The organism is Dysgonomonas sp. GY75 (assembly GCF_015234155.1).
In the GTDB taxonomy this organism is placed as follows: domain Bacteria; phylum Bacteroidota; class Bacteroidia; order Bacteroidales; family Dysgonomonadaceae; genus Dysgonomonas; species Dysgonomonas gadei.
This window is the reverse complement of sequence record NZ_JADCLQ010000038.1, coordinates 12,715-32,042: the sequence shown is the minus strand read 5'-3', so window position 1 is coordinate 32,042 and position 19,328 is coordinate 12,715. Positions and strand designations below refer to the sequence as shown.

General features: G+C 38.4%; 10 protein-coding genes and 1 pseudogene. 1 reads left to right on the top strand and 10 read right to left on the bottom strand.

Annotated elements, in window-relative coordinates:
- Positions 1-211 precede the first annotated feature (211 nt).
- Positions 212-4,288, top strand: a complete 4,077-nt coding sequence (locus IR083_RS16120; RefSeq protein WP_194225098.1) for a hybrid sensor histidine kinase/response regulator transcription factor — start codon at positions 212-214, stop codon at positions 4,286-4,288.
- A 490-nt stretch (positions 4,289-4,778) separates the two neighbouring features.
- On the opposite strand, the gene IR083_RS16115 is transcribed toward IR083_RS16120, so the two are convergent.
- The 10 genes and pseudogenes from IR083_RS16115 to IR083_RS16070 all read right to left on the bottom strand — a co-directional run bounded on the left by IR083_RS16115 (position 4,779) and on the right by IR083_RS16070 (position 19,325).
- Positions 4,779-5,327, bottom strand: a complete 549-nt coding sequence (locus IR083_RS16115; protein WP_006798932.1) for an RNA 2'-phosphotransferase — start codon at positions 5,325-5,327, stop codon at positions 4,779-4,781.
- Position 5,328: 1 nt separating this feature from the next.
- Entirely contained in the window at positions 5,329-7,428 is a 2,100-nt protein-coding gene (locus IR083_RS16110; protein WP_194225097.1) for a hypothetical protein, read from the bottom strand.
- The gene (locus tag IR083_RS16105) at positions 7,382-7,975 is read right to left on the bottom strand and encodes a hypothetical protein (protein ID WP_006798930.1); all 594 of its coding nucleotides are present in this window, start codon (positions 7,973-7,975) and stop codon (positions 7,382-7,384) included. Before IR083_RS16105 ends, IR083_RS16110 begins: the two co-directional genes overlap by 47 nt.
- A 12-nt stretch (positions 7,976-7,987) precedes the next feature.
- A pseudogene (gene prfH / locus IR083_RS16100) lies at positions 7,988-8,611 on the bottom strand (peptide chain release factor H).
- A 34-nt stretch (positions 8,612-8,645) separates the two neighbouring features.
- On the bottom strand, positions 8,646-10,043 hold the full coding sequence (locus IR083_RS16095) for an RtcB family protein (RefSeq protein WP_006798928.1): 1,398 nt from the start codon (positions 10,041-10,043) through the stop codon (positions 8,646-8,648).
- 491 nt (positions 10,044-10,534) lie between these two features.
- Positions 10,535-13,282, bottom strand: coding sequence for a substrate-binding domain-containing protein (locus IR083_RS16090; protein WP_194225096.1), 2,748 nt, complete (start codon positions 13,280-13,282; stop codon positions 10,535-10,537).
- A 91-nt stretch (positions 13,283-13,373) separates the two neighbouring features.
- Entirely contained in the window at positions 13,374-14,261 is an 888-nt protein-coding gene (locus IR083_RS16085; RefSeq protein WP_006798926.1) for a carbohydrate kinase family protein, read from the bottom strand.
- A 32-nt stretch (positions 14,262-14,293) separates the two neighbouring features.
- The gene (locus tag IR083_RS16080; RefSeq protein ID WP_194225095.1) at positions 14,294-15,457 is read right to left on the bottom strand and encodes an MFS transporter; all 1,164 of its coding nucleotides are present in this window, start codon (positions 15,455-15,457) and stop codon (positions 14,294-14,296) included.
- 12 nt (positions 15,458-15,469) lie between these two features.
- Positions 15,470-17,686, bottom strand: a complete 2,217-nt coding sequence (locus tag IR083_RS16075; protein WP_194225094.1) for a GH32 C-terminal domain-containing protein — start codon at positions 17,684-17,686, stop codon at positions 15,470-15,472.
- Between the two features lie 49 nt (positions 17,687-17,735).
- Entirely contained in the window at positions 17,736-19,325 is a 1,590-nt protein-coding gene (locus IR083_RS16070; protein ID WP_194225093.1) for a glycoside hydrolase domain-containing protein, read from the bottom strand.
- Between the last annotated feature and the right edge of the window lie 3 nt (positions 19,326-19,328).

The following is a 19,328-nucleotide window of genomic DNA, read 5'->3' as shown; positions in this document are numbered from 1 at the left end:
CTGGAAGTTGCTTTGGCGCTTGATTCGTACTTTTTAGTCTCAAATTCGTACTTTCGTGAATGTTAAAGCATTTAGAAGGGGTCTCTATATATCAGTTTTTATACTAAACAATATCTAAAAAGTACTATATTTGTAACACTTTGTGATCTCACTATACAATACTCCTCTCTTACTTTTAAAGATGGACTAGTTCGAAATAAAAGCCAATACCATGAAATACAATTCACAAATAAACAGGCTTGTATTGTTTACAATATCAATAATTTTATCCAACTCTATATGTGCTTACAGCCTCCGGCAATATTCAAGTAAAAACGGGCTTTCCAATAGTGCTATATTATCCATGTATCAGGATAAAGAAGGCCTCATGTGGTTTGGGTCATGCGAAGGTTTAAATATGTTTGATGGTCTAAAGTTTCAGGTCTTTATGCCATCAAATGAAGAGAATATCCTGTCCGGAAATATAATTGAAAGCATTCTTGAGGCAGAAGATAATACACTGTGGATACAAACAAATTACGGATTAGACCGTCTGGACAAACAGCTTAAGACAGTCCGCACCTTTAAGGAATTTAAGGGAAAAAACTGGGTTATTAAAAATACGGCAAACGATATTTTTGTTGTAAAAAATGACAATTACCTTTACTACTATGTAGCAAAAGAAGATAAGTTTCATAACATATATATAGAGGATCTGGTATTCGACGATATACTGCAAATTGTTATTGATAAAGAAAATACCTTATGGGTTTTCATGAAAAACGGTAAATATTTCAGTTACAACATCCATCCGGATGAGAATAGAAAACCAACCCTGGTCAAAAAGAACTATTTTACTAATAAAGAAAATATTATCTGGTGTTTTTATGAGGATGGTATCTTTTATTTTGTAGACGACACCTATGCGTTGTATGAGTTTGACCCGATTTCGAAGAATAAATACTATATACATGATATATCTGCCGAGGTGGTCAAATATGGAGATATATCCTCTATCATCAAGTATAAGGATAACTATTTCATCGGATTCAAAAATAGTGGCTTGATCATACTGCAACACATACCTGAACAAAAAAAACGGTTCTCTATATATGAAGTAGACATAAAATCGGGTATTTTTTGCCTGATGAAAGATAAGTATCAGGATATTGTATGGGTGGGTACCGATGGGCAGGGAGTATATATGTATTATACCGATTCGTATACAATAAAGTCAACATTGTTTCGGGATATCCCCCATAATATAAACAATCCTATAAGGACATTTTATCTCGATGATAAAAATACATTATGGATAGGGACAAAGGGGGACGGGATCGTTTCTCTTGGGGGCTATGATATTGCAACAGGCAGCCAGACTACATCGACTCATTTTCAGACAATGAATAGCCTGTTGAAAGATAACTCAGTGTATACGATAGTGCCCAGCAAAAAAAATATCTTGTGGATAGGAAGTGAAAAAGGAATAAATTATTATTCATATAAAGACAAGAAAATTAAGAATATAGATGTATCCATAGACGGGAAACCGGTACAATATGTTCATTCGATATGCGAATTTAACGACTCCACACTTTGGATAGCAACTGTAGGTGAAGGTATTGTGAAAGCCCGTCTGGGCGGAGACAACGATAATCCGGTGATAAGCAATGAGAAATTGTTTTTGTTTGATGAAGGTAAATTTTCTTCAAACTATTTTTTTACCACATATAAAGAAAACGATTCTATTATCTGGTTTGGAAACAGAGGATACGGCGCTTACAGGATTAATAACCATACTGAAGATGTTGAAACTTTTACCTTCGACCAAAACGATAGGAACCAGACATTGAACGATATTTTTTCAATTCTGAAAAACAAAGACGGCTATTGGTTTGGAACAAGCTACGGGCTAGCCCGGATGTATGATGATGGAAAGAAGCAGACTTTTGATAAAGAGAACGGATTTCCGAATAATGCTATTCACGGTATTCTGCAAGATTATTATAACAACCTGTGGCTAAGTACAAATCAGGGGCTTATCAAATTTAATATAGCACAAAACACATTTCAGACATACCGCCAACACAACGAGTTGGAAGTGACAGAATTTAGTGATGGCGCCTACTTTAAACATGAAAACACAGGTGTCTTATTCTTTGGCGGTATTAACGGATTTGTAACGATTATTGCCAATGAACCGGCAAAAGAGGATTATAGTCCGTCTATACAGTTCAATGGCTTATCCATATTCGGTAAAGAGAATAATATATTCGATTTTTTAGAAACTAACAACGGAGATAAGAATCTGAAACTCAACTACAAACAAAATTTCTTCTCTATATCTTTTACTGCCGTGGATTATATACATGGCAACGATTACACTTACTTCTATAAACTGGACGAATTGAGTACCGACTGGATTGATAACGGCACTTCCAATACAGCAGCATTTACGAATATTTCTCCGGGTAAATATACTCTGTTGGTGAAGTACAGGAATAATATAACCGGGAAGGAAAGCCCTGTACAATTTTTATTTATAGATATAGTCCCTCCCTGGTATCTTACTAATATGGCCTATCTGGTATATGCCATACTTTCCCTTTGCATTCTGTTCATTATCATACGCTTTTCTATCAAATGGTATAAGATGAAAAAGGATAATATTATAGAAAGGCTGAACCGTCAGCAACGTGAGGAAATCTATGAGTCTAAACTTCGCTTCTTTACTAATATTACGCACGAACTATGTACTCCTTTGACTCTGATATATGGCCCATGCGAAAAGATACTTTCCTATAAAAATACAGATAATTATATAAACAAATATGCAACCCTCATTCAGCACAATGCTGAAAAACTAAATGGGCTGATTTCCGAGCTCATCGAATTCAGGCGATTGGAAACAGGTAATAAGACCCTTGAGATAAGGAATCTTTCTGTATCGGAGTTAACCCGTAATATAACAGATTCGTTTACAGAACTAGCTGAAGCTAAAGGCTTCGAATATGAAGTCAGCATTGAAGAAAATGTTTTGTGGAACACCGATTCGGGATGCTTATCCAAGGTTGTAACCAACCTTATTTCAAATGCATTTAAATATACATCTGACAATGGGAAAATAGGTTTTGAGCTATTTGTCAAAGGGAGAAAACTTCATATTGCAGTCTCAAATACGGGAAAAGGCATTAAGAAAGAAGATATAGCCAAGATTTTCGACCGCTATACGATTCTTGACAATTTTGAAGGACTGAATAAGAATAAAGTGTCTCCAAGAAATGGTTTGGGACTGGCGATTTGCCATAATATGGTGAAATTACTTGAAGGTGAGATAAATGTATCCAGCACACCTAATGAAGTGACCGTATTTACGGTAATTCTTCCTGCTTTGGAAGCTACCGACGATTCATCGGCTTACGATAGTACAGAACTAAGCCTCATAGAAGAAACTCTGCCTGTTAATCCGGAAAATTCACCCGTACCAGACGATTATATACTGCCCGGATATGATAAAGAAAAGAGAACAATAATGATTGTAGACGATGATCCGTCTATGCTGTGGTTTGTAACGGAGATTTTTATAGAACAGTATAATGTAATACCCATAAATGATCCGAAGGAAGTAATACCTTGCCTGAAAAAGAACCTTCCCGATCTTATAATTTCGGATATAATGATGCCTGATATCGACGGATTGTCACTAACAGCCTCCATAAAGGCAGATAAACTCCAAAACCATATACCTTTAATTCTTTTGTCGGCTAAAAATACCGAGGAAGACCAGATCAGAGGTATTGATTCGGGTGCTGAAGTATATATCACCAAGCCTTTCAATGTGAAGTATTTGGAAAAAGTAGTTGAGCGGTTAATTAAAAGAAAAGAAGATTTGCAACAGTATTTCTCTTCGGCTTTAAGCTCTTTTGAAGTAAGTGAAGGGAAACTTACGCATGAGGAAGACCGGAGATTCATGGAAAAAGTCTATGAAATAATAGAAACGAATATAGCAAATCCTGATCTTTCTGTAGAGACTATCAGTTCTTCGCTGGGATATAGCACCCGTCAGTTTTATCGAAGACTAAAAGATATTACTCCCAAAAAAACAGTTGATATAATTAAGGAATATAAACTGGATGTGGTAAAAAGGTTGTTGATCAGTACGAATTTATCTGTAGATGAAATTATGGATAGAACAGGCTTTGCTAACAGAGGAAACTTCTTCAAGATATTTTTCCAGAAGTTTGAAACAACTCCTAAAAAATACAGGGAAGAGGTTCGTAAGAACGCAGAAAAATCTAAAGACATATAGGACGAGCCCGGCACTTATTTTTCTGAAAAAGTTTATCTATAGAATTATAGCTGATAGTCTCTCACTGTTGGCTAACAGTTCTTTGACATATTGAACAGATCCCTGCTCCCGAGGGAGGAAAGAAAGAGTGAAAAGTGGAAAATAAAAAGCTGGGAAAGGTGTTACTTTTGTTACCTTTTAGGAATTCATGTAGGGGTAATCCCTCGTGGTTGCCCATTTCTCGGATAACGGGCAGGCACAAGACCTGCCCCTACAAAAATGCAAAACCTGTTACCTTTGTTACCTTTTTTCGTCCTTGCAACAGATTTTTAAACACGGAAAACCAATGGCCAGCGGAGCCCAAAAGGAGTAGTACGGAGTTTTTATAAAGGAGATGCTTCGCTCGGCTCAGCATGACAGGGTATGACGGTTCTCTAAAAGAGAACGGCTAATAGCTGAAATATGTGTTACCTTTGTTACCTTTTTAATTATAAAATTTTCTGCGTTTACCCTAAATTTGTTTCAAGATGTATTTTACATCTACATAGTTGGTCAGCCATACCCCATTATCCGATTGATAAAACAGGATACCATCCTGATACATCTTTCCTGACATAATAGTAAGGATCACAGGCTTACCATGCCTAGCCCCGACCTTTATTGCAGTTTCTTTATCCTTACTCAAATGGACATGCCGGCGGCTACCTTTCACAATACCTTGCTCCATAATGGAAGACAGGAAGCGTGTAGCTGTCCCATGATACAGGTATTCGGGCGGTTCAACAGCAGATAAGCCTAAATCTATATCAATGGAATGCCCCTGATTTGCCCTGATTTTATTCCGCTTTTCATTAAATGAATAACGTTGTTTATCGTTGGTCTCAACAATCTCTATAAGGTCTTCCATCGAAAAATGATAACGGTGCTTTCTGCATTTTTCTATAAGCTCTTTTACATTGGCCCATCCATTTTCGTCAAGCTCTAATTCTATTTTTGCAGGATCATGCCTGAGTACCAGGCTAAGAAATTTACCAATCCGCTTTTTATCTTGTTCTGTCATCTCAATTATATTTTTCTGCCAACTCCTTTAAGTGCTTGCGATAGAACAGGCATTCGGCATCTTCTATGACCTCACTCAGATTGAAGTCTATAGCATATTGCCTGATAAAGTCTTTGACTTGTTCTTTGTTTAACGTTCGCTTATCGCTCAGGTAGTCGGCCATTTTTATTAATAGTTTTTCCTGTTTTTTTAATGTTTTTTCTGCTAGTTCTTCGGCTTTTAGCAGCAGTTCTTTTGCTTCTACATTGACAGTTTCACTGCTATTGTCGAATATCACAGAAGGTGTATTATTCATATTCTCATTACCAAAAAAAGCTCTTGTATTACCCATCCCGCAAATATAAATAGCATAGGTTGCCAATCGGGTAGCTTTCCCCAGATCGGAACTTGAACCGATGGTAACATTCTCTTCTCCAAAGATAATACGTTCTGCAACAAAGCCTCCCAATAATACAGCCAGACGGTTTATAATCTCCTTCTTGGATATATAATTCCATTCGGGACGAGACAGGACAAATCCATCGCTATTACTATCGGCCGTTACCGAAAATATCACTTCGGGTATTGTCTTCATTAATACAGATGAAAGAATTGCATGTCCGCTTTCGTGAACGGCAACAATAGCCTGTTCATCATTTTGTTTCTCCCGGCGTAGTTTGCCTAGTACGAGTGGCTGCTGATCTATTATGTGATGAATTTCCTTATTATCTTTCAGAAAATCAATCTGTAATGCTGTATTATCTTTCAACGAGGCTCCATCATTTATAGTAAACCGAAGCGAATCTGCTTCATATCCATTCAGATAGATTTCGTTCAGTATTTTTCCCAAACGCGTATTCACGATCTGATGAACAGTAGTAAACAATGGACGTGTCCCCTGCGTAGGATAAACTCCCTCTTCGTATATCAACTGCTCTACTTTAGTATCAAACAGCATTTCTATGTTATATGTATCAGCCACTTTTCTTTTCACCTTATCCAGTTCGAGACGGATAATTCCATAAAATGATTGTTCATCGAAAGCCGGATATATGATATGATTGTTTCCCAAACGCGCAATCTGTTCACTGCGAAAACGACTTAGTAAGGCTTGCTTTACTTCTGTAACGGTAATTTCAGTGGACTGGCGATGAAATTCATTTGCACTCATATCGGGATTAAGGTTGTGGCTCATCGTATATACCTCATCCAGATTCCCCATAACAAATATCAATGATTTGGTACAATCCACAGTCTTCGGTTTCAACGATGCTTTATACAAACAGATCAGGTAATCGACTGTCTGATCTCCATCCATTCCATTCAATTTATCCCGAAGATCGCTTTTTGCTATAAACAAATGATCTACCATATCGAAGATTGTATCCAGATCACCATCAGATATAAAGAACGTTTTTTCCTTTTTACCTCTCTTCTCTTCTTGTTTGTTGTGCAGACTAAGCGTTTCTTTATATATCTCAATATTTGCGGTTATGATGCCTTTTTCAACTTCCACCCCTTTATACAAAGCCAGATCGAGCTTCTTTATCAGTTTGTTGAACCAGCTCATATTGTAATCGAAGTTGACAATATCGAATTTCCCACTATCCAGCAGATCCCATACGGCACGGATTGAAGCCCGGTCTATTTCTTCCTGCTCTTCGTTGATCGTCCTTGCCAGCTGAAACTCATCCAGTCCGATAATAAAAGGTGCTCCATCGCAATTGGTATAAATATCTTTGAATGAATCCTGTATATCGAAATAGCGGCTTGTACACTCTCCCAGATCGAAGCGAAAATAATGTTCGGTGTACCCGAGTAATTCTGTCAACCGTTTGATCACAGAAGTCTTTCCTATTCCTGTCAATCCCCACAGGTTGATAATTACCGGACGGTCTTGCATTTCGGGAAAGAAAAACCATGAAGTAATTGCATTGGCTATCTGATCGATAACATGATCGATTCCGATAAACTCCTTTTTCAGTTGTATGATAGCATTGTTTAATATTTCTTTTTTATCAAACAAGTGTTTTTTATATTGTTCTGTTTTTATTTGTTCCATCGTTTGCTTTTCATTAGTATGGAAAATATTCGAAATACTTATTCCATATGATTTCTTCATACTTGAAAGCATAGCTTTCAGCATAATTTTCACCTCTGTCGCAGTCTTTTCGTCTTTTAGTATTTATCCTGTCATGGTGATGACCTAATTCGTGTAAGAATATGTGTAAAAGTAAATACGCTTTGATCTGATTTTCAGTAAAATTGCAAATAACATAATCTTTCTTTATTTTATATTCGACACCTAATTTTACAAATATCTCTTTATGAGCATTGAAATGACATAAGGCATATTCTACCGTCATATCTTTATTCCAGGCGCAGATAGCTATCACACCATTCCTATACCATCCATCTGTATAATAGCTTCCATGTGCCAGCAATACTGCATTAAATTCAACATCTATTTCTTCCCTGTTTGGAAGTATTTCTAAAAACTGTTTTATATCTCTCTTTTTTAGAAAATGTTTATAGCCTTTGCCCGGATTTTCAATATCTATTTGAATATCATCCTGATGCGTGTTCCAATAATTGGGAGTTTTTGCATGCCTGTTTTTCTTCTGCACACTCCCTTGTTTTACTCTGGTCGCTGTCCGTCTCGCAAACATAGTTGTCGTTTTTTAAGTCAACGGCTCCTGTATTACTTTCACAGGATTTCCCCGTTGAAGGGTATTATGATTATTCCAATTCTCCTGAGCTTTCTGCATGTTTTGTTCCATATTCCATGCAGCCAACTTAATTAAAAGACGTTCGGCCGCTAATTTCTTGTTTTGTAATTGCGAACGTTGATCGGAAGCTGTTACGCTCAAGCCGGAAGATATATGCGTTGCCCTTACTGCCGATTCGGTCTTATTCACATGTTGTCCTCCCGGCCCCGATGCACGTAATGTTTGGTAAGAAATTTCTCGTTCATCCACATTATGCTTATCGGGAATAGTAAAAGATCTGACGCCGACAAACCAATTCTTTCGTTTATGGTAAATGCGGTAAGGACTTTGAGCAATCCATTGAATTGTGCCTTCTCATTCTCTCACTATCTCGTCTGCTTTTAGTCCTTCTATAGAGATCACAGCTGAAAATAGTGTACGGTTTATCTCGCCAGGTTCTCTTTCTACAACTTCTACATCAAGACCTATCTTTTTAGCTTGTGTCAATATCTTTTCTACTGTTAAAGCCACTACACGGCCACATTCGGCAGGACCACGGCCTGAAGTTATTTGTAGGTATATTTTACAATTTCTCATCGTCTGTTTTGTTTAATAAAAGGGCCTGTACCCCTTAATCTTTATTCATTCTCACTATTCGTGGCATAAATTTTCCATGAATATCTACCAATGATTCCTGTGCAGGCATTACCCTCTCAATGTCTTTATAAGCCAATGGCATTTCTTCCACACTGCCGCCAATAAGAGTTACTCCGTTCTGCGATAGTAATTTTTTCAAAGCCGATTGTGTGAACTGTTCCTTCGCTTTCTGGCGGGACATCGCCCTGCCTGCTCCATGCGAGGCCGAATTAAGAGATTCTTTCTCTCCTCTTCCGCAGACTAAATAACCTGTTGTTGCCATACTTCCCGGAATAAATCCTGCCGCACCTTTACCAGCAGGAGTAGCACCTTTACGATGTACAATTGCATATCGGTTAGGAGCTATTTCTTCACGCCATGCGAAGTTATGATGATTATTTACATTGGCTATAACTCTTACACCCAAAGCCTTACTTAGATTGATATGTATTCGTTCATGACAGGCCTGTGCAAAGTCGCCCGCCAGATTCATACTCATCCAATATTCCTGTCCGGCTTCGGTATTAAGATTCAACCACGCAAAATGCTGTGATTCTCTTGGCAACCTGCATACTTCGCGTGCGATATCGCTGTAATGACGCGCGATAGCAGCTCCCATACCCCGCGAACCTGAATGAGAAAGCAATGCCATATAATTTCCTGCCGGAAGATTCAATACATTGTCGTTAATCAGTTCTATTTCTCCGAATTCCACGAAGTGGTTTCCTCCTCCCGATGAGCCTAGTTGACGGACAACTTTTCCATGCAGCATTTTTAGTAATGGAGTAAGTTGAAATTCGTTTCTGTCAAGTATATCATGTTCCTGAGGAAAGCCTAAACATCCATCTATACCGAAATGTGTGTATTCTTTCAATGCTTCCTTAATCTGATGTGAATAACGTTTCAGATAATCCACATTTACATCGAATACCGACAGACTCATCCGACAACCTATATCCACACCCACGGCATAAGGTATCACTGCATTTTCTACTGCCAACACCCCGCCAATAGGCAATCCGTATCCGGCATGTGCATCCGGCATCAGGGCTCCTGCAACTGTCACGGGCAGGCGCATAGCGAGTTCCATCTGCTGCTTCGCCAGGCTTTCAATAAACTTACCACCGTAAGTTTTGTATGGTAATGGTGTATCTAACAGGTTATAGACTGTAAATTGCTTGTCGATAATAGTTGGAGAAAAGTGTTCTGCCAATTTCCCCCATATCTCGTCTCTTTTATATTTTTCGGGATTATCCAATAAATCACTTAACACCCTTATGATCTGCTCTTTGCCATCGTGTTTACAGTGCTTGTTTATTATATTTATGGCAAGGCTACGTGCTATGTTGTTGGTATATCCCAGTTTACTTAATTCTTTTGGTTGTATGCCCATAATTGTTTTATGATATGAATACGCGCTGAACCGGACAAACAATATTTGCCGGAGGCAGGTCATATTCCTGAGTGACACATGGACAGATTTATAACTGCCAATGAATCAGCATTGATAATAAAAAATTAAAATTGTGATTGTGAAACTAACCCATGTCTATCAACTTTGCAGCCGTTGATTGTGATAGATCTGTTCAAATATTGTAAGGGTCATCATCCCGATAGCCCAAATTAGTTTCCTGTGCTTTTGTGTTCTATTTTTTGACCAACATAATTATACCCTTTCTCTAAAACTTTTAAGGGTTAGTATTCTTTTTTACGGATGCAAATATATAAAGACTTTTTCAATTAACAAATATTTAGAATAAAAAGATATATTATCCACAAAGCGTGGGTTAAAGGAATAATCATTTACTTCAATAAATATGGAGAACCGGAGACTTTCGTAAAGTTTAGAACTACGTCGAACAGATGATCAAATTATCAGCTTAATTATTCCAACCGTTCGAGATATTCGGTGGGGCTTTCACCATAAATATCTTTAAAACATTTAGCAAAATAGGATGGTGAAGAAAATCCGGCCTCATATGCCACTTCGGAGATCGACTTAATTTTGCTATTGAGCATTTGCTTTGCATATTTAAGCCTTACGATCCTGATTAATTCATTAGGAGAATAGTTTGTCAATGATTTTATCTTTCGATAGAGTTGCGAACGGGAAAGTTTGAGATGATCCGCCAACTCGTCTACACTCAATTCCGGGTTGGTAATATATTTCTCAACATAAGCTTGGAAATCATTGATAAAGTTCTGTTCTATCTCTCCCAACGATTCTTTTTTTGAATCATTGATCAGGTTGTTACCAAAGGCTTCTTTTATTTTCTGACGGTTCTCTATCAGTTTACGCACTCGTATTTTCAGCAGGTGTGCATTGAACGGCTTGGGTATATAAGCATCTGCTCCATTCTCAAATCCAATAGCCTTCTGTTCATCCAACGAACACGCTGTGAGTAAAATAATAGGTATATGATTTGTCGACACATTTTCTTTTAACAGACTACATAGCTCAAAGCCATCTTTTTCAGGCATCATTACATCACTGATAATAATATCAGGAATGAATTTTTTTGCTTTGCTAATGCCATCTGCTCCATTATCTGCGGTAATAATATCATATTCTTTATAGAGTATGTGTTTTATGAATTTACGCATATCATAATTATCCTCGACAACCAGTACTATTGGCTTATCTTCATTTCCTGAGATTTCTTGCTCCAGACCTGGTTCAAATTCATCTGTCTCTAATTCAAGCCTGGATTCAATAAATCCTGGAACATACAAATCAGATATCGTCAGATCGTCCAAAACAAGCGGCAACAGTACACAAAATGTAGTCCCCTTGTCTTCGTCGCTCCACACATCTATTTTTCCCTTATGTGCATCTACAAGCGCAGTCGTCAATGAAAGTCCTATACCTGTACCCTCATTACTCTGATCTACTTTATAAAAACGATCGAAGACATTTCTCAATATTTCGGGTGGTATATATGACCCGCTATTAAATACTGATAATTCGACATAATCCCCACTTTCCAGTATCTTCTTCTTTAACTCAACCTTAACCTCCCCTGATATGTTTACAAACTTCAATGCGTTTGATATGAGATTAAAGTATATCTTTTCTACTTTTTCCTTATCAAAAACCATATCAAACGAATTATCATCTGTCACAAAACTGAAATTTACCCGCTTCCGTTTGATCCAATCACTAAATAATGCATTTACATCTTCTATAAATTCTTTCAGGTTCCCTTCCGAAAAATGCATATTCATCTTATCATTTTCATAACTCCGAAACTCAATAATTTCAGAAATGAGATACAGTAAGCGGTTACTATTTTTCTTAACCAAAGTAAGTAGTTCGTGCTGATCCTTCGTCAGACATCCTTCGCTGAGCAAAGATTCTACAGGCCCCAATATGAGTGACAACGGGGTTTTGAACTCATGTGAAATATTAGTGAAAAAGACTAGTTTGGCATGCGTTGCCTCTTCCAACTGTTTCGATATAGTCAACAATTGCTCTTTCTGCTCCCTGAGTTCTTCTGCCTGACGTTTTATTTCTTCGTTTTGATGGGCAAGCAGCCGGTTTGCTTTACTTTTAGCCCGATAAGCTTGAAATGAAATGAGTAAAAAGAAAGAAATAAGAACAATGGCTATAATAGAAATATAAAATAAGGTTTTCTGATTGGTATACCTCTCCAGACTATCGTTTAGAGACGAATTTATCGAATCTATTTTCGACTGCTGTTCAGCGACTTGTTCAGTCTGCAACTGCAATACCCGCACGTTGCTTTTATCAACAACAGTAGTGTAGAGTGTGTTTTCCCTATCAAACGGCTGGCTTTTCAATATCTTCATTGCCAGATCAACAACCTTATCTCCTCCCGTAGGATAAATGAAAGATGCATCCTGAATATTATTCTGTATATTCTGAATGCCTCCGCCTTCACCGGATAGGGCATCAACCCCAATAATAAATGGAGTTTTACCGGTATATTTCCGGGATGCTTCGTATACTCCTGCTGCCATTGGATCATTCATGGCAAAGACCAGGTCTATATGATCATATTCACTTAAGATATTACTCATCTGAAGTTTAGCTTCCTCTTTCAGAAAATTACCACGGGCTTCAGCTATAATCCGTATATCAGGATAATTCTTTAACCCATCAACAAATCCTGCATGACGTTCAGCATCGGAAGTAGAGCCATTCCAGCCTCTTATTTCAACTATATTTCCTCTTCCATTGAGTATACCCGCTGCATAAAGCCCGACTTCTTTGCCAATCTGATAATTATCGGCACCTACATAAGCTGTATAATCCTCTGTATCTATTCTTCGATCGACCAATATAACAGGGATACCGCTTTTATAGGCTTTTTGTATTACCGGTGTCAGGGCTTTCGATTCGTTTGGTGATATAATCAGGAGATTTACATCTTGTTCTATTAGCCATTCGATATCCTCTATTTGCTTTTGTGTGTCATCCTTTACGCTCCGGATGATGATATTTGCATCCTTATGAAATCCGATTTCCCGTTGCATCTCATTATTCATCGTTTCACGCCACAGATCATCACTACACTGTGATACACCTATGGTATAGCGTACATCCTTGTCTCGCTTACAAGCGAAGAAAAGAAATAAAGGAATAAAACAGAGTAAGATTCTAATTTTCATGGCATCAAATATAGAACAAGGTAATAAAAATACAAAAAGCACTATTATATTTAATATGTAATGGTGCTTTTTTAACAGTATATAGGAGGGGTCAACCTCTATTGTGAAAGAGCTCTAAATAAGCATCAGCAAGTTTCGGCATTGCCCCATGTTGCAAACAGACATAGGCCGACACTTCTACTGCCAATTGATGGGCATCCTCTATACGCTCTCCATGTAAATATGCCGCAACAAAAGCTGCAGTAAAAGAGTCTCCGGCACCCACAGTATCTGCAACATGGACTTTCGGCGTAGACTGGTATGATGTCTGGCGGGGAGTAAATACGAAGCTGCCTTCAGTTCCTTTAGTCAGGATAAGAATATTAAGATCATATTCATCAAGAAGCCTCTTACATATATCCTGCTCCTCTCCATTCCAGTCGAAAAGGGCTGCGATTTTAATAACCTCTTCATCATTAATCTTCATCATATTAGCCATCTGCAACGATTCTTCTATGATCTCTCTGGTGTAATAATCTAAACGTAAATTGATATCGAATATCTTCAGACTATCTTCGGGCATAGCAGCCAGAAACTTACGGATAGTATCGCGCGAAACAGCACTTCGCTGGGCTAAAGAGCCAAAACATACGGTCTGTGTATTCTTTGCCAGATTCTCGGTACGGGCCGTAAATGGGATATTATCCCAAGCCACATTTTCACAAATCTCGTATTGCGGCACGCCCGATTTATTAAGCGTAACTTGTACTGTTCCGGTTGGATAGTCGGTTTTTTCTACCAGATAGTTGAGTTTTTTCTCTTCCAAGCTTGATAAAATCTCTTTGCCCAGAAGGTCTTCACCAATAGCACTGACCGCATATCCATTAAATCCGAACTGAGATACATGATAAGCAAAATTAGCGGGTGCTCCTCCCAGAACTTTACGTTCCGGGAATACATCCCAAAGGATTTCGCCTAATCCTACTACAATATTTTTCATTTTATTCTATCTATTATTATTTCAATTCTATATTATGCAGTTGCTGCACTTCCCTTCAGTTTAAACGACATAAACAACAGGTAAACAATGCCTATGCTCATTACAGCCAACGCTCCTGTCTGCGAAGACAGTGTGTCGGTAGCTAGTCCCATGAAGAAAGGAAAAACGGTCCCTCCGAAAAGTCCCATAATCATAAGTCCTGATGCCTCATTTTTCTTATCAGGATTGTGCAGCAAGGCTTGAGAGAAGATTATAGAGAAAATGTTTGAATTACCGAAGCCGATCAAAGCTATCGCAATATATAATGCAATCTTATTATCGAAAGTAAAAAATACAAGCATTGACAAAATCATACAAATGACGCTTATCCCAAAGAATTTTTTAGGAGAAAAACGTGCTAATATAATTGCTCCGCTAAAGCACCCTATTGTACGGAACAGAAAGTAGACACTCGTCGAATAAGTCGCGTCCTGAAGGGTTATTCCCAAACGTTCCATCAATATCTTAGGAGCTGTTACATTAACGCCCACGTCAATACCCACATGGCACATTATTCCCAGAAAACAAAGCAGTATAAATTTATTACCCAGCAATGCAAAACACTCCCTGAATGATGCATTCTTACTATCTTCCTTTTCTTCATATATCGACGTGAATCCAAGCCAAAGGATTGCAATAACAGCTATTACCATAAACAGAGGGAATAGTAAACGCCAATTCTCGAACATAAGTGCTGCCCGGGCCATTATGATAGGCGCTGTAAAAGAAGCGATCGCTTTTATGAATTGTCCGAAAGTAAGTGAACTTGCCAGTTTATCTCCCTTTACGATGCTCGACAGCAATGGATTTAATGAAACCTGCATCAAGGTATTACCAATTCCTAATAAGGAGAAAGAAATGAGCATAGAAATGTATGAATAAGTGATAATAGGTATAACTAATGATGTTGCCGTTATAATGAGGCTTAGAATTACAGTTCTGCGCCGGCCAATTTTACCCATCAATACTCCTGTAGGTACCGAGAAAAGTAAAAACCAGAAGAAAACCATCGACGGGAAAATATTCGCTTCGGTATCAGTCAGTACCAGGTCTGCTTTTACATAATTAGATGCAGCGCCCACCAGGTCAACAAACCCCATACAGAAGAAGGCCAGCATCACAGGCAATATGCTTGTATATATACTTTTTTGTTTCATTTCAGATTGCTATTATTTTAAATTATAGATATTGATATCTTCTACTTCAAATGCCCCCCCATCAGTTGCGAATACCAGCGAGTTATACGGCTCGGTAGGAAAAACAAGATTCGTTTGCACCAACTCTCCGTCATTAACAAATAATTCGGTAGAAGCTTTATCAACAAACAGTCTTATTTTATAAGAATCTTTGGCAACCAACGGTGCATTAATAAGTGCCGTAGCAAAATTATTGGAGAAATCAATCAGGCCGCTTTTCGCCCGGTCGACAGAAAGGGTATTTTTCTTCAGGTCGAATATGAAACGAATGTTTTCTCCTTTGATGTTTACCAATTTAAACTCAAAACTATTCACACCTCTCGGTTTTATTGAAAATTCGACCTCATAAGCTCCTTGGTTGTCTTTCAATAATTTCTCAAGGGTGTATGTTTTATTCACTTGTTTATTTCCCATCTTTTCTCCGTTTCTTCTTAGGTCTGCCATTTCTGCAATAGGAGGATTAGCCACCACTAAATGTTCACCGTTGTGTACCAGTCTCAGTTCGCGCACTAATGTGTTAGCACTCGAAAAGTTTAGCGAAGGAACAGAATTTGCATAATCCCAGTTGTTCATCCACCCCATAAACAAATGACGCCCATCTTTTGCCGGAACATTATTCCATGTCACTCCTGCGTAATTGTCCCGTCCATAATCGAGCCATAAAGGATAACTGAGATCATCGGCCCGGAATGTTTTACCATCGAAATTACCTATGAAATACTGGGTAGCACTGCCCCCATTAGGCCCTCCGGGGTTGATACTTACAAACAATACCCATTTCGTTTGTCCATTATATGTCAAAGGGAGCAAATCAGGACATTCCCATACCCCTGCATGCGAACCTATACCTTCACCAAATTCGCTTAGTTTATTCCATTCTTTGAGATTTTTTGAGCCATAAAATGTAATCGTTTGTGACGTGGCTAAAGACATCACCCACTGCCCCGAAGCATCATGCCAAAACACTTTCGGATCGCGAAAATCCGCAATATCAGGATCTGCCAATACAGGATTATGGTCGTATTTGGTGAATGTGCGCCCCTTATCCGTACTATATGCTATAGATTGTGTCTGAGTTTTCCCGGCTGAAGTATATATAGCCACCATTGCGTCTTTACCGAAGCCTGCCGTATTATTTTTATCAATAACGGCACTGCCTGAAAAGATTGAACCGAGCGAGTCGGGAGCTAAAGCAACCGGCAGATATTCCCATTTTTTAAGATCTTTGCTCACACTATGCCCCCAGTGCATATTTGCCCACTTCGATCCATATGGGTTATATTGGAAAAACAAATGATATTCACCATCGAAATAAACCATACCATTAGGATCGTTCATCCACCCGTACAGCGGAGTATGATGATATGATGGACGATATGTTTCATCATAATTAAAATTAAAAGAATCAGACTGCTTAATATCATTTAAATGCTTATCCGTCTTTTTTGCATGAGCAAATGTCAGAGTTACTTTTTTGCCTTTATATTTGTCAATGTCAATAGGAACCCAATAATCTATTTTTTCGGTCTGAGCTACTCTTATATACATAGGTACACCTATCCTTGCGCCGTCTACGACAAGTGTTATAACAGACTCGGGACTGTCGTCGTCGATAGGGACAAGAATATATTTCTTGTCGGCATCAAAAGTTAATTCATAATCGACCATAAATACACTTTTTTCCGTATTACTTTGTTCTATTTGGTCTACCAGTATATGACCCCATCCTCCGCGCTGATTATCAACAATACGGATAACCGCTTTTTGTCCGGTATATTCCTTCACATTCCATGTCATCCATTGCAATGTTTCGGTTTCTACAACAGAACGCGATCTATGAATACTTTTATTATTTATTACTAATTCGATATAAGTGTCCTGATTCATTCCTCCACCTAGCAGGAAATTGATATAATCACGCTCAATAGTAAATTCTTGTGATATAAGAGTTCCCCGGGAGTCATCTCCTCCGCTAAAACTATTAGCCAGATGTTTACCTTCAAAGCCTTCTACATTCTGTTGCCCGGCATAACTTCCTGTAGCAGGTGTTGCACCGAAAGCATCGCCTTCGACTGTCCACTTATTATAAGTCCCGGATTCAAAATCTTCTATAATAATATCTGATTTTGTGGCACAACCAATAAGGGTGAGAGCCAGAAGACCACTATATATTTTTAATTTATTATTCATTTATATCCTGTTTTGAAAGGTTTTACTTCAAACAAAGTTTCATGTCCAATTAATAATAACTGACTTTGAGATTGCTCACGTCGACAGTTCCTGAATAACTATTTATAGACCAAGGATTCTTTTGTATCCCATAAATACGGTTTGTATAAGCTACGTTATCATTGATATATACTACACAAACCGAGTTGTCTGTGAAGATAGTCACATTATACACATTATCAGCGGGAGTATCGAACAGATAACCGTCTATTCCGGCAATGAAACCTTTTCCCGCTTCACCTTCTTCTTCAAAGTTTATTTTTCTCTTATTGTTGTTATCTTCCGGACTCACAACAATTGTATAATACTTTGCAGAATCCGTACCACGGACAAAAGAAAAACCAAACTTGTCGGCATTGCTTGCCGTTTTCACTGTAAATGAAATTTTATTATGCGCATTCAAGCGGTTGAAGAGCGCATACGAATTGCCGGCCAGAGTATAACTTCCACCGTTTTCAGATACACCTTCACTCTTTTCCATTACTTTCACGGCAGATTCAACATTATATTTCTGACTAATACCATCTACCAACCCAAAAGATATTGTGCCATCCTGATGTTGAACAATTTTATGGGCAACTAAATTTCCGGCCCATTCCGGTTCATTATCGGCGCCAACATCCGTATTATCATTGCCCGGACGAGTCGGACACCATCCCCAGATATAGCGGTCTGTTCCGTCCGAGGCTGTTTTCCCTGCATAAAAGGCACGAGAGTCTAAAACTCCTTCTTTGCTGTCAGGAAAGGCAAGAGGATCTGATGATTTTCTCAACTCATCCAATGTGCGCCCTTTAAAATACTGAACTTTACGGGACCATTTGGACATATCCGAATAAACGAGATACCACCAGTCACCCATTTTAAATACATCGGGACACTCATAGAAACGATCCCAGTGCATTGGCATAAATACACCTGCATAATCCCAGTCTTTCATATCAGTGGATGTGTACTCGGCCAATACCCCTCTTCCATCTTTGGTGGTGGATACCAGCATATGGTATTTCCCGTCTTCCCCTTCAAATACAAACGGATCACGAAAATCGTTCTTGCTATAACCATCGGTATCACCTTTCAAATAGAAATTATGGTCTTTAGTCCAGTTCGTGAAGTCGCTAGAGGTAGCAACCATTACAACCTGACCATTTTCCGAAGACGTAGGCCTATATTTATTACCTGTATAAAAAGTATAGAACAATTTATCTACAGGATTATAAATAGTGCTGCCTGTACCAATCGCAGCATCCTGTTCGGCCAATCCACCACAAGAGATCAGTTCACCTAAAGCAGTGTAATTACCTGCATCTTTAGTACTTAACGCCCAAATCGGATGGTAAGTCCCTGCCTGATTAGGACGGAATTCTTGTAAATACATTATCTTAAAATCCTTTGCAACCGGATCATAGAAAGGCATAGGGTCTCCCACATAACCTGCATAAGGCTTATAATAGGTATCAAAACCCTTCGCATCAGTAGATTTAAAATAAGTAGCTGTTCCCTCCCAGTCTTTCTGAGTCAACACCGGATCATTATTGTCACTGCAACCTGCGAAAGAAGTCAGCAAGGCAGTTAAAGCAAGTGAATATATCATTGTTTTCATAGA